The organism is Streptomyces olivaceus (assembly GCF_000721235.1).
GTDB classification, from domain to species: Bacteria; Actinomycetota; Actinomycetes; order Streptomycetales; family Streptomycetaceae; genus Streptomyces; species Streptomyces olivaceus.
The window spans coordinates 1-12,719 of the sequence record NZ_JOFH01000071.1 but is presented as its reverse complement, the minus strand read 5'-3'; the positions used below and the strand labels follow the sequence as shown (position 1 = coordinate 12,719).

The following is a 12,719-nucleotide window of genomic DNA, read 5'->3' as shown; positions in this document are numbered from 1 at the left end:
TCCCGCAATGGCTGCATACCTACAATCACCACCGCGGACACACCGCGCTGAAAGGGCAACCACCCGCCAGCCGCGTCCCCAACCTCACAGGGCAATACACCTAGGGGTCGCTCTCCACCCCCGGACGCACCGAGCGTCCACCCTCACGCCGCGTGAGGGTCAAACGGGCAGCTCCGGCCATGCGCCCGACCCGCTCGGCGTCACTCCACCCCGCGGCCGGTCAGCGAGCTGAGGTTGCTGCGCACGGAGTCCATCTGGGCCTGCAGTTCGTCCCAGCGCTCGCCGTGCTCGCGCAGCATCCGCTCCGTCTCCCGGGCGATCCGCTCCTGCCGCACCCCGGCCTCGGCGACCACCTCGGCGGCCCGGCTCTCGGCCTCCTCCTGCCGGCGCACGGCCGCTTCCCCGGCTCCGGCCAGCGCCCGTTCCGCCTCGCACACCTCCTGCTCGGCGCGTGCCATCAGCTCCGCGTGGTGCGCGTCCAGGCCCTCGGCCCGCTCCCGCTCGGTCCGCTCGGCCGCGGCCTGCCGTTCCGCCTGCTCCCGGCTCTGCTCGGCGAGCATCGCGTCGGTACGCCGGCGCGCCTCGCGCACCACGGACAGCGCCTCCGCGCGCCCCGCCTTCACCTCGCGCCGCGCCTCGATCCGCACCCCGTCGGCCTCCGCACGCGCCGCGAGCAGCCCCTGCCGCGCCCGCTCGTCCGCCTCGGCGCGCACCTCTTCGGCGTACGCCCCGGCAGCCTCCAGCACATCGGCCGCGTACGCCCGCGCGTCCGCCATCAGCTCCTCCGCGGCGCCGCGCGCCCCCGCCCGCACGGCCTCGGCCTCCTCCGCGCCGAGCGCGAACAGCTGCCGTGCCCGGCCCCCGAGGGCCTCGTAGTCCTGCGGCGCGAGCTGCTCGACCACCTCCAGCAGGTCCCCGAGCCCCTCTTCCATCTCCCGGGCCAGCACCGTGAGGCGGGCGGCCCGTTCCCAGGCGGCGTCGCGGTCCTCGCAGAGGGCGGCCACGCACTCCTCCACCTGCCCGGGGCGGTAGCCGCGCTCGCGCCCGCGTGCGGTCACGAAGCCGTGGTCGGACGCCGACGCGCCGCTCATGCCCATCACACCCCTGTGGTGAACCCGGTGTCGCGCTAACTGGACCCGACCGACTCTATGGATCGGAAGTAAGCCCACATAACGCGACACACCGCACACAAAGGGGCGCGGCCGGAGCACACGAGGGGCGCGGACCGGGCACACGAAAGGCGGGGCCCGGCCGCCCCGAAGGACGACCGGGCCCCGCCCGTCGCACAGGTCAGCGGCGCGAGCGCCTCACAGCAGCCCGTCCCACATCTGCTCGAGCAGCACCGACCACCAGCTCTCCGGCGAGCCCAGCGCCGCCGGGTCCAACGCGGCCAGCTGCGCCTGGAAGTCGACGGTCCAGCGGCCCGCCTGCTCCTGGTTCAGCCCGAACCGCAGCCGCCACATCCGGCCCAGCAGCGCCAGCGAACGCACGAACTCCGGCAGCCCCGTGTTCACGAACTGCGGCGGCACCGGCGCACCGCCGGGACCCGCCTCCACCGGCACCGCCACGATCGCCGCCGTGCCGTACTGCACGCAGATCGCCCGGCCGAAGTCACTGCCCACGACGAGGTACGACCCCGCGTCCGAGGCCGGCTGCACCCCGCGCTCCGCCGCCAGCTCCGCCAGCGTCGGCACCGGGCGCCCCGGCTGGGCCTGCGCCCAGAAGAACGGCCCCATGTCCGTCGGCAGCCCCGCCGCCACCAGCGTGTGCGCCACCGCCGGCGGCACACCCTGCCGGGACACCGCGGCCTGCTCGAACCGGAAGACGCCCGGCCCGAACGCAGCCGCCAGCTCCTGCCCGACGGCCTCCGGCGGAGCGGGCGGAACCGGCTGCACCTGCGGCAGCGGCGCCCGCACCGGCGCCGGACGCGCCGGGCCGTCGGCCACCTGGTGCAACTCGCCCTGGTGCGCGAGGAGTTGCTGCATGCCCTGCTGACGGCTCGCGTGGTCCGGGCCGTACGGCGCGATGGACGTGATGCGCGCCTGCGGCCACTGCTCCCGGATCATCCGGGAGCAGTAAGCGCCCGGCAGCTCGCACGACTCCAGCTCGGTGTGCAGCTCCAGGACCTTGTCCGGCGGCACGTTCATGGCACGCAGCTCGTGGAAGATCTGCCACTCGGGATGCGGCGTGCCCGGCGCCGAACGCCGGATCAGCTGCTGCTCGGAACCGTCCTGCGCGCGGTAGCGCAGCACGGCCTGGTAGCCCGGACCGACGGTCGGCTGACCGGCGGGCGGCGGCGGGTAGCCGTACGCAGGCGGCTGCCCCGGCACCGGCTGCCCGGGCGGCGGCACGGCACCCGGCGGCGGCACGGACTGACCGGCACCGGGTGCGCCCGGGGCGCCGGGGGGCGGCGGAGGCGGTGGCGGCGGCGCGCCGACTCCGCCGGGGCCGCCCACCGAGGGCGAGGCCAGCATGGTCTGCGCGTGGTGCACCGCGCCGCCCGCCCCGCCGGAGGAACCCGGCGCCCCCGGAGCAGCAGGGGGAGGCGGCGGCGTCCCCGGAGCGGACGGCGCCGCGGGGGCACCCGGAGGACCGGGCGGGTTGGGAGGGCCGGGCGGACCGGGAGGCTGCGGCGCACCGGCGCCCGGGTCGGCCAGCATCGTGGCGGCATGGTGCACCCCGCCCGGCGGAGGCGTACCGGGAGCGGGCGGCGGCTGCGGTGCCCCCGGCGGAGGCGTACCCGGGGCCGACGGCCCGCCCGGACCCTCGGGACCGAGCGACGACACCAACTGCGTCGGCACATAGCCGCCACCCGCCGGCGTACCCGGCGCGGGAGTCCCCGACGGCGGTGGCGTGCTCCCCGGACGCGCACCCGGCGCACCCGGCGCACCGGGCGGAGGCGGCGTGGCCGAACCGCCGCCACGCTGCGGCGGAGGCGTCGCCCTGCTGGTCGCGGCATCGGCGACGTCCCCGGACCCGGCCGGCGGCGTCGGAGGCGCGGGCGGCACGGGCGGCGGCGTCCCCGCCCCCGACGACGCGCCCTGCGACGCGGCAGGTGCACCCGGCGCACCCGCCGCACCCGCCGCACCCGCCGCACCCGGCGCGTTCGGATCGCCGACCGCCGGCGAAAGTGCCGTCGGCGGCAGTTGGCTGCCCCCCGACATCAGCGCCGTCTTGGCCTCCGGCGTCGCCGGGGGCGGCGGCGTGCCGTGGACGGCGGCATCGTTCAACTGCGGCGCGAACACGGTCTGCGGCAGCGGTACGGAACGGTCCTCACCGGCATCCGCGTTGGTGTCCGTACCCGCCCAGGGCGTCGCCCCGGCAGGAGCACCCGGCGCACCCGGCGCACCCGCGCCCGCGCCGGAGTCACCGGCAGGCGTCGGCCACGCCGTACCGCTCCCCGGCGCGCCCGCCGAAGCAGCCGCGTCCGAGCCGGCCGGAGCAACCGGGCCCGAGGGCCCCGACGGCACGCCGGCCTGCGTCTCCGGAAGCGACGACGCGGCCGCGGCGCCGGAACCGGCACCCCCAGTACCGCCGTCCCCACCGTCGCCGTCGCCGCGCCGGCGGTCCGGGATCCCCAGCTTGTCCGCCGCCTCCTGCAACCACTCCGGCGGACTCAACAGGAACGACGTCTGATTCAGATCCACCCGCGCGGCGGGCGGCGGCACCGGCGCCTCCGGCTCGTCGGGACGCCCGTACTCCTCCTCGTACCGGCGGATCACCTCACCCACCGGCAGCGCGGGCCACAGCGTCGCCTCACCGCTGTCCCGGGCGATCACCAGCCGCTGCGCGCCCCCGTCCGAACGCGGCCCGTCCGCACGGTCCTCGGCCCACACCACGAACCCCAGGTCGAACTCCCGCACCCGCACCTCGCGGTGCTGGTAGCCCGGCAGTTCGCCGTTGACCCACTCCTCCGCGCGCTCCTGCGCCTGCGCGAACGTCACCATCGCCAGCTCACTCCCCTACAGACGCGGCCGCCGCGGGCACCGCATGCGCGAACCCACCGTCCACCATCAGGTTCGCCACCGTCTCCAGCTCAGGCGGCGACCCCGCCAACCGCGACAGGAAGGCGTCGAAGTCCTCACCGCAGGGCAGCAGCAACCGCTCCACCCGCTCCGCCGGAGGCAACCCCGGATCCACGTCCCGCACATCGTCGTAGGCGCAGAACCACACCGACCCGATCCGCTCGCCCTTCACCTTCACGGCGAGCAGACCGCCCTGGACGAAAGCGACCCCCAGGTAGTCCTTGGTCAGGTGGTCCCGCAGGCACTTGTTGACATAGACCAGGTCGTTGACCGCCGCCTCCTCACGCACCGTGAAGAACGGCTGGTCCACCAGCAGTCCCAGCTCCGCGTCGAGCGCCGTACCCACCGGCGCGCACCCGCCCGCCGCCTTCAGGAACGACCGGTAGGCGCCCGGCAGCCGGTATCCCAGCTCCTCCTCGACGCCCTGCACCTGCGGCTCCGAGACCGCCACGCCCGACTTCGACAGCCCGAAGTGCACCGGCCGCGTCTCCTGCAACGGCCGCGTCCCGCGCTTGGCCTGGTCCACCGCCGCCGTCGCGATCCCGCCGTGATGCCGCAGCAGCGCCTTCACCTCGACCGGCACCAGCTCCATCCGCCGCGACCCGACCACGTGGTGCCACGTCCAGCCGTGCGGCGTCGCCACCGCAGGGACCGTGTCCCACAGCTCGTGCCCCGACGCCGAGAGCACCGCGTTCGCCGACACGTAGTCCGTCAGCCGCAACTCGTCGACACCGAAACCCGCCGGCGGCTCCGCGATCTCCGCCACCGCACGGGCGTACGGCGAGAAGACGGGGTAACCGCCCTCGTCCACCCGTACCCCTCTCGGGTGACGTTGCGCCCGCACCGGATCCGGGAAATGCACGACCTGCCCGGCATAGGCCGCGTTCGGCGGCGCGGCTGCTTGCCCGAGCCGACCTGTCGTCATGGCGGTTGCCCCCTGCGGCGTCTGTCTGATCTGTCTGCACTGTCTGAACTGTCTGGTCACCGCGCCAACGCGGTGCCGACAGCCTATGCGGTACGGCGAGAGGGGTCACCGGCGCCGGACCCCGCACCCGACCCCCGCACCACCACTTCCGTGACCAGACGTCACCCTCCCGTGACACACCGCCCATACCCGGGCGTGTCGCCACGCCCCAGCTTCCACAGCAGCCCCGCGATTTGGCACTCTGTGACCTCCGGGGGGATGCTCAGGAGGGGAAATGATCATGAGTGCGACACAGACGGGACCCGACACCGGGCGGCCCGACGACCGCCGCGGCGGCGACCCCCGCGTCGGCTGGAGCAGCGCCGAAGCCACCCACGCCCCCGCCCTCCTGCACCGCCGCGACGGCATACTCCCCACCGTCGCCGCCGCCCTCTCCGTCCGCGGCGCCACACTCACCGGCACCGCCACCCGCGCCGACGCGCCACCCGCCCTGCACCACCTCGTCCAGGACTTCCTCGACACCCTCACCAGCGGCCAACGAGACCGTTACACCGGCCGCTGCGCCGAGACCATCCTCATCTCGCGCCACCTCGCGAACGCCGACGCCGCACGCAGCAAACGCGCCGCCCGCAAACCCATGACCAACGGCGAAGCCCGCAAGGCACTCAAACACGCCAAACTCACCACCCGCCGCATCCGCGAGGACGGCGACCCGCTCCACGGCGGCTTCGCCCCACCGTGCCGCGCCTGCACCGCCCTCAGCGCCCACTTCGGCGTCCGCGTCGTCGACCCCACGACCGACGACGGCTGACCACAGCCGCAAGAGCGCCAGAGCCTCCCAGCCGCCGAAGTCACCAGAATCACCAGAGCCGCCAGAGCCGACCGAAACGAACCAAGGGCACATGCGAGCCGACCGCACCTCCACCACCCGCTTCCCCGTCCCCGTCGACGCCGCACTGCGCGACGCCGGCTGGCAACCCGGACGCTGGGACATCAAGCAGGCCGAGATCTGGGCCGACACCCTGCGCGACCACACCTCACCCGCCGGACACCGCCACACCGTCTTCCCCGCCGCCGTCGAGGCCTGGGCCGAATTCGGCGGCCTCCACATCACCCCCACGGGGCCGGGCCGCCACATCGCCCCCACCACCCTCCACATCGACCCCCTGCACGGCCTCCACATGGCCCGCACCCTCGGCGACCTCGGCCGCGCCCTCGACACCCAGACCTGCCCCCTCGGCACCGAGACCGACAGCCACGCCCTCGTCGCCATCGACGCCGAAGGCCGCGTCTACGCCCTCGACCACACCGGCGACTGGTACCTCGGCCCCGACATCGACACCGCCTTCGCCACCCTCGTCGCCGGCACCCAGCCCACCCGCCTCACCACTCCCTGACCCCCCTCGACCACACCACCCGGCCCCCGCTACGACGCCGGAATCACCGCCGACACCCGGAAACCCCCCGCGTCCGTCGGCCCCGACACGAACACACCCCCCAGCGCGGACACCCGCTCCTTCATCCCCACCAGCCCGTTGCCCCCCGACGGCAACCGCGCCGACGACTCCGCCGACACCTCCGGCGGCGGCTCGTTCTCCACCTGCATCGCGATCTCCGACACCCGGTGCGCCAGCCGCACATACGTCTTCGCGCCCGCCGCATGCTTGTGCACGTTCGTCAACGCCTCCTGCACCACCCGGAACGCCGTCGACTCCACCTCCGCCGCATACGGCCGCTCCTCCCCCTCCACCGACAGATCCACCACCATCCCGGCCGCAGCCGACTGCCCCACCAACTCGTCCAGCTCCGACAGGGACGGCCCCTCCGACGACGCCTCCCCGTCCTCCACCGCCCGCGAAGCCGCCGCGGCCGCAGCCACCCCCACCGCCGCCAACGGCACCGCCGCCCGCTCGGCCCGCGCACCCTCCCCACCGCTGCGCAGCACCCCGAGCATCTCCCGCAACTCCGTCAGCGCCTGCCGCCCCATGTCCCCCACCAGGGCCGCGTTCCGCACCGCCTTCTCCGGGTCCTTCCGCGCCACCGCCTGAAGCGCCGCCGCATGCACCACCATCAGACTCACCCGGTGCGCCACCACGTCGTGCATCTCCCGCGCGATCCGCGTGCGCTCCTCACTCCGCGCCCACTCCGCGCGCTCCTCCGCCCGCTCGGCCAGCAACTGCAGCTCCCGCTCCAGGCTGTCCGCCCGCTCCCGCAGACTCTCCATCAACCGCCGCCGCTGCCCGACGTACAACCCCAGCAGCAACGGCGGCGCCGTCGCACCGAGCGACATCGTCACCGACGCGAACGGCAGCAGCCAGTCCCCGAACTGCAGCGCCTTCTGCGTCGAGTCCTGCCCCAGCCGGACGAACGTCACCACCAGATTCCCCAGCAGCGACATCCCGGCCAGCGACCCGATGATCCGCCGCGGCAACTCCGACGCCGCCAGCGTGTACAGGCCGACGACGCCCATCAGAACGCCCATCTCGGCCGGCGTCACGGCGATCGTCACCAGCACCACGGCGATCGGCCACTTCCGCCGCACCACCAGCACCGAGCCGGCCAGCAACCCGAAGACGACCCCCACCGCCAACGGAACCCCGGCGTCCCGCGCGAACGGAACCCCCTCCGCCGCGCACTCCAGCGCGGACACGGCACCCAGGCTCACATCGAGCACCGCACCGCGCCGCCTGTCCCACCACCAGGGCCCACCCCGGGCCGGTGCGTGGTCTTCCCCCGTCGTGGTCATGCTCCCAGCCTACGGGCGCCGGGCGCCCCTTTTCCGGTGACTTTCGACAAACGATACGACGCGATATCCCTCGAACTGGTGAACCCCACGCCGTTCCCCACCGGAAGCGAGGATTCCGGCCGGACGGTGCCCATGGCAGTTCACAGAACAAGCCGGGGACGACTACGCGCGAGCACGTCTCCGGTAGGGTCTGAGGCGCGATCCCCCGTGGTGTAATCCGGCAGCACACCAAGTTTTGGTCTTGGCAGGTCAAGGTTCGAATCCTTGCGGGGGAGCCACAGCCACAAGACCCAGGTTCGGGCTCTGACCGCCTCAGGCAGAGCCGCACCCGTGTTGCTCGCGTAACCCCCCGGTATCCTGCGGATGTCCACCCCTCCCCCAAAGCCGAAGGGCATCCCGTGAGCGCCATTCGCCCGGCAGCCGTCGTCGTTCTCGCAGCGGGTGAGGGCACCCGTATGAAGTCGGCTACACCCAAGGTCCTGCACGAGCTGTGCGGCCGGTCGCTGGTCGGGCACGTGCTCGCCGCCGCCGGCGAGCTGGACCCCGAGAACCTGGTCGCCGTCGTCGGGCACGCCCGCGAGAAGGTCACCGCGCACCTCGCCGAGATCGCCCCCGACCTGCGTACCGCCGTGCAGGAGCAGCAGAACGGCACCGGGCACGCCGTGCGGGTCGGTCTTGAGGTGCTGGGCGGTGCCGTGGACGGGACGGTCGTCGTGGTCTGCGGCGACACCCCGCTGCTGACCGGCGAGACGCTGCGGGCGCTGGCCGCCACGCACTCCGCCGACGGGAACGCCGTGACGGTGCTGACGGCGGAGGTGCCGGACGCGACGGGGTACGGGCGGATCGTGCGGGACGGGGCGTCGGGTGCCGTCACGGCGATCGTGGAGCACAAGGACGCGTCCGAGTCGCAGCGGGCGGTCCGGGAGATCAATTCCGGTGTCTTCGCGTTCGACGGGCGGCTGCTGGCCGAGGCGCTGGGCAAGGTGCGGACGGACAACAGCCAGGGTGAGGAGTACCTGACGGACGTGCTCGGCATCCTGCGTGAGGCGGGGCACCGGGTGGGTGCGTCGGTGGCCGGTGACCACCGGGAGATCGCGGGGATCAACAACCGGGTGCAGTTGGCCGAGGCGCGCCGGATTCTCAACGACCGGTTGCTGACGCGGGCGATGCTGGCCGGTGTGACGGTGGTGGATCCGGCGACCACGTGGGTCGACGTGTCAGTGACGTTCGAGCAGGACGTCGTTCTGCATCCGGGTACGCAGTTGCACGGTGCGACGCATCTCGCGGAGGGGTGCGAGGTCGGTCCGAACTCGCGGCTGACGGACACGCGGGTCGGTGCGGGGGCGCGGGTGGACAACACCGTCGCGGTCAAGGCGGACGTGGGTCCGGAGGCCGGTGTGGGGCCGTACGCGTATCTGCGGCCGGGCAGCCGGCTGGGGCGGAAGTCGAAGGTGGGGACGTACGTCGAGACGAAGAACGCGTCGCTGGGTGAGGGGACGAAGGTTCCGCATCTGTCGTACGTGGGGGACGCGACGATCGGCGAGTACACGAACATCGGTGCGGCGAGCGTGTTCGTCAACTACGACGGACAGGACAAACACCACACCACGGTGGGTTCCCATTGCCGTACGGGTTCGGACAACATGTTTGTGGCTCCTGTCACGGTCGGGGACGGTTCCTACACCGCCGCCGGCTCGGTGATCACGAAGGACGTGCCGCCCGGTTCGCTGGCCGTGGCCCGCGGCCAGCAGCGGAATATCGAGGGTTGGGTGGCTCGGAAGCGTCCGGGGAGCGCGGCGGCGAAGGCGGCCGAGGCGGTGTCCGGGGACGCGGGCGGCGAAGACTGACCGGAAACCGGCGCGTCGAACACGGCGTACCGTGATAAGTGCACATCCGCACCCCACCAGCTGAGACGCGCCCGCGGCCAGTCGGGAGCGCCCATGAACTCAGCTGCGAACCTCTGAGGAGAAAGTGCTGTGACCGGGATCAAGACGACCGGCGAGAAGAAGATGATGTTCTTCTCCGGCCGCGCACACCCCGAGCTTGCCGAGGAGATCGCGCAGCAGTTGGGGGTCGGGGTCGTTCCGACGAAGGCCTTCGATTTCGCCAACGGTGAGATCTACGTGCGTTATCAGGAGTCGGCGCGTGGTGCGGACTGTTTCCTGATCCAGAGCCACACGGCTCCGATCAACAAGTGGGTCATGGAGCAGTTGATCATGATCGACGCGCTGAAGCGCGCGTCGGCCCGCTCCATCACGGTCATCGTGCCGTTCTACGGTTACGCGCGGCAGGACAAGAAGCACCGGGGGCGTGAACCGATCTCGGCGCGTCTGATCGCGGATCTGATGAAGACCGCGGGTGCGGACCGGATCCTGGCGGTGGATCTGCACACGGACCAGATCCAGGGATTCTTCGACGGGCCGGTGGACCACCTGTTCGCGCTGCCGCTGCTGGCGGACTACGTGGGTGCGAAGGTGGACCGCTCGAAGTTGACGGTGGTGTCTCCGGACGCGGGCCGGGTGCGGGTGGCGGACCGGTGGTGCGACCGGTTGGGTGCGCCGCTGGCGATCGTGCACAAGCGCCGGGACAAGGACGTGGCGAACCAGGTCACGGTGCACGAGGTCGTGGGTGACGTGGAGGGGCGTATCTGCGTCCTGGTCGACGACATGATCGACACGGGTGGCACGATCTGTGCGGCGGCGGACGCGCTGTTCGCGCACGGTGCGGAGGACGTCATCGTGACGGCGACGCACGGGGTGCTGTCGGGTCCGGCGGCGGACCGGCTGAAGAACTCGAAGGTGGGCGAGTTCGTGTTCACGAACACGCTGCCGTCGGCGAGCGATCTGGATCTGGACAAGATCACGGTGCTGTCGATCGCGCCGACGATCGCGCGTGCGGTGCGCGAGGTGTTCGAGGACGGTTCGGTGACGAGCCTGTTCGACGAGCAGTGAGCAACGAGCTGTGAGCACCGTGCGGTAATTGATCGTTTTGGGTACGGCCTTCCTGTCCGAGTAGACTGCTGGAGTTGCTCGGCGAGGGAGGCCGTACGCGTCGTTTCACGGCGTGTGTGCGGCTGTCCGTTATCGACGCGCTCTTCGTAGCAGGCCGTTCGTGGCCGGGTGACCACGTCCGTTTCTACCTCTGCGAGGAGTGAAGATGTCCGAGGTGAAGATCTCCGCCGCGACGCGCACGGAGTTCGGCAAGGGTGCCGCCCGTCGTATCCGTCGTGAGGACAAGGTTCCCGGCGTTCTGTACGGCCACGGCTCGGACCCGCTGCACCTGACGCTGCCGGGTCACGACCTGCTGATGGCGCTGCGTACGCCGAACGTCCTGATCGCGCTGGACGTCGACGGCAAGACCAACGAGCTGGCGATCCCGAAGTCGGTTCAGCGTGACCCGATCAAGGGTTTCCTGGAGCACGTCGACCTGCAGCTGGTGAAGCGCGGTGAGACCGTGACCGTCGAGATCCCGGTGCAGGCCGAGGGTGAGCTGGCTCCCGGTGGCTACCTGCTGGAGTACGTCCTGGACGCGCTGCCGGTCGAGGCCGAGGCCACGCACATTCCGGAGCAGGTCACCGTGTCGGTGGCGGGTCTGGAGGCCGGTGCCTCGATCCACGCGAAGGACATCAAGCTGCCCTCCGGTGTGAAGCTGGCCGTCGAGGACGACACCGTCGTGCTGCAGGTCCTGTCCGCGCAGGCGGAGGAGGCTCCCGCCGAGGGCGAGGGCGACGAGGCCGCCGAGGCCTGATCCTGGCCCACGGTCATGGTGTGATCGGCCGCTGTTCCCGTGCGGGACAGCGGCCGACGCGTATGTCGGCGGGTACAGACGGTATGAGGGATACGAAGGAGACGGGGACGTGACGACGGACGCGGGTGCGCCCTGGTTGGTGGCCGGTCTCGGCAATCCGGGCGGCGAGTACGCCTCGAACCGGCACAACGTCGGTTTCATGGTGGCGGATCTGCTGGCCGAGCGGATGGGCGCGCGGTTCAAGCGGCACGGCAAGGCGCAGGCGCAGGTGGTCGAGGGGCGGATCGGTCCGCCGGGGCCGGCGAACAGGCGGGTGGTCCTGGCAAAGCCGATGTCGTTCATGAACGTGTCGGGCGGGCCGGTGACGGGTCTGCGGGACTTCTACAAGGTGCCGGTCGGCAACATCGTGGCGGTGCACGACGAGTTGGACATCGACTACGGGGTGCTGCGGCTGAAGCTGGGCGGCGGGGACAACGGGCACAACGGGCTGAAGTCGATCACGAAGTCGCTGGGCCCCGAGTATCACCGGGTGCGGTTCGGGATCGGGCGGCCGCCGGGGCGGATGCCGGTGGCGGACTTCGTGCTGCGGGACTTCTCGCTCTCGGCGTGCCGGGCGTCGACCGGCGTACTGGTTGTACGTGGTCGGCGCCCGGTGCGGCGAGAGTGCGTGCATGGCGTCGCCAGGCAGACGGGAATGTGACGACAGACCCTAGGGGCGTGCGGCTCGCGCGGTACGGCTCCCGCCCTGTGGCTCGTACTTGGTACGACTTGTCGGTTCATGGCCTGCGGGTGAGTTGACCGGGCGTGCGGGTATGGCCAATGATCCCGGCCATGCCTGCCTCTGCCGCCGCCGCTGCCCGTCCTCGTGGGGCCGGCGGTGCGCTGCTGCGGTTCGGCCGGGTCGCGGTGATGGGGACGGTGGCCGCGCTGATTCTGATCGCGGGTGTGTGGGCGTCCTGGGGTACGGCGCAGCACGTGATGCTGACCAAGGGGCGTGAGCAGGGCACGGTCGAGGTGACGCGGTGCGCGGAGGGTGCGTGCAGTGGGCCGTACGCGCCGACGTCGGCGGGGTCGCGGGAGCGGGAGCGGGTCGTCGTCGAGGACTCGGTCGCGGTGGCGAAGGGGCGGACGTACGCGGTGGTGGTGAAGCCGGGGACCGACGAGGTGGTGCGGTCGGGGCCGGCGGGGGTGCTGTATGCGTGGGTGCCGTTGGGTGGGGCGTTGTTGTTGGCGTCGGTGGTGGTGGCTGGGGGGTTGCGGCGGGTTGGCGTGGGGT

General features: G+C 72.4%; 11 protein-coding genes, 1 tRNA gene and 1 pseudogene. 9 read left to right on the top strand and 4 right to left on the bottom strand.

The genetic code is table 11. The features are described from left to right. Positions 1-104 (top strand): annotated as a pseudogene (locus IG94_RS42300) (IS481 family transposase); the annotation flags it as partial. Positions 105-200: 96 nt separating this feature from the next. Here IG94_RS42300 and IG94_RS0137310 read toward each other — a convergent pair. The 3 genes from IG94_RS0137310 to IG94_RS0137300 form a co-directional block, all read right to left on the bottom strand. Continuing rightward, positions 201-1,091, bottom strand: coding sequence for a hypothetical protein (locus IG94_RS0137310; protein WP_031048304.1), 891 nt, complete (start codon positions 1,089-1,091; stop codon positions 201-203). Between the two features lie 216 nt (positions 1,092-1,307). Then, positions 1,308-3,947: an SUKH-4 family immunity protein gene (locus IG94_RS41240; RefSeq protein ID WP_031048301.1), complete on the bottom strand. Its 2,640-nt coding sequence runs from the start codon at positions 3,945-3,947 to the stop codon at positions 1,308-1,310. A gap of 7 nt (positions 3,948-3,954) precedes the next feature. Continuing rightward, complete coding sequence (locus IG94_RS0137300) at positions 3,955-4,950, bottom strand: SMI1/KNR4 family protein (protein ID WP_078892577.1); 996 nt, start codon at positions 4,948-4,950, stop codon at positions 3,955-3,957. Positions 4,951-5,230: 280 nt separating this feature from the next. Between IG94_RS0137300 and IG94_RS0137295 the strand changes: the two genes are divergently transcribed. Beyond that, on the top strand, positions 5,231-5,761 hold the full coding sequence (locus IG94_RS0137295) for a YwqJ-related putative deaminase (RefSeq protein WP_031048295.1): 531 nt from the start codon (positions 5,231-5,233) through the stop codon (positions 5,759-5,761). Positions 5,762-5,852: 91 nt separating this feature from the next. Beyond that, complete coding sequence (locus IG94_RS0137290; RefSeq protein WP_031048292.1) at positions 5,853-6,347, top strand: SUKH-3 domain-containing protein; 495 nt, start codon at positions 5,853-5,855, stop codon at positions 6,345-6,347. A gap of 29 nt (positions 6,348-6,376) precedes the next feature. On the opposite strand, the gene IG94_RS0137285 is transcribed toward IG94_RS0137290, so the two are convergent. Further along, complete coding sequence (locus IG94_RS0137285; RefSeq protein ID WP_031048288.1) at positions 6,377-7,696, bottom strand: sensor histidine kinase; 1,320 nt, start codon at positions 7,694-7,696, stop codon at positions 6,377-6,379. 201 nt (positions 7,697-7,897) lie between these two features. Here IG94_RS0137285 and IG94_RS0137280 point away from each other — a divergent pair. The 6 genes from IG94_RS0137280 to IG94_RS0137255 form a co-directional block, all read left to right on the top strand. Continuing rightward, positions 7,898-7,974, top strand: a tRNA-Gln gene (locus IG94_RS0137280). A 120-nt stretch (positions 7,975-8,094) separates the two neighbouring features. Continuing rightward, positions 8,095-9,543 (top strand): bifunctional UDP-N-acetylglucosamine diphosphorylase/glucosamine-1-phosphate N-acetyltransferase GlmU, encoded by a 1,449-nt coding sequence (glmU, locus tag IG94_RS0137275; RefSeq protein ID WP_031048285.1) that lies wholly within the window; start codon positions 8,095-8,097, stop codon positions 9,541-9,543. Positions 9,544-9,672: 129 nt separating this feature from the next. Beyond that, complete coding sequence (locus IG94_RS0137270; protein ID WP_031048282.1) at positions 9,673-10,647, top strand: ribose-phosphate diphosphokinase; 975 nt, start codon at positions 9,673-9,675, stop codon at positions 10,645-10,647. Positions 10,648-10,852: 205 nt separating this feature from the next. Then, entirely contained in the window at positions 10,853-11,443 is a 591-nt protein-coding gene (locus tag IG94_RS0137265; RefSeq protein ID WP_031048280.1) for a 50S ribosomal protein L25/general stress protein Ctc, read from the top strand. A 109-nt stretch (positions 11,444-11,552) separates the two neighbouring features. Next, a complete protein-coding gene (gene pth, locus IG94_RS0137260; protein WP_346009434.1) occupies positions 11,553-12,143 on the top strand; it encodes an aminoacyl-tRNA hydrolase in 591 nt (196 codons plus the stop codon). Positions 12,144-12,262: 119 nt separating this feature from the next. After that, the coding region (locus tag IG94_RS0137255) for a hypothetical protein (protein ID WP_031048274.1) at positions 12,263-12,719 on the top strand (457 nt) is incomplete at its 3' end.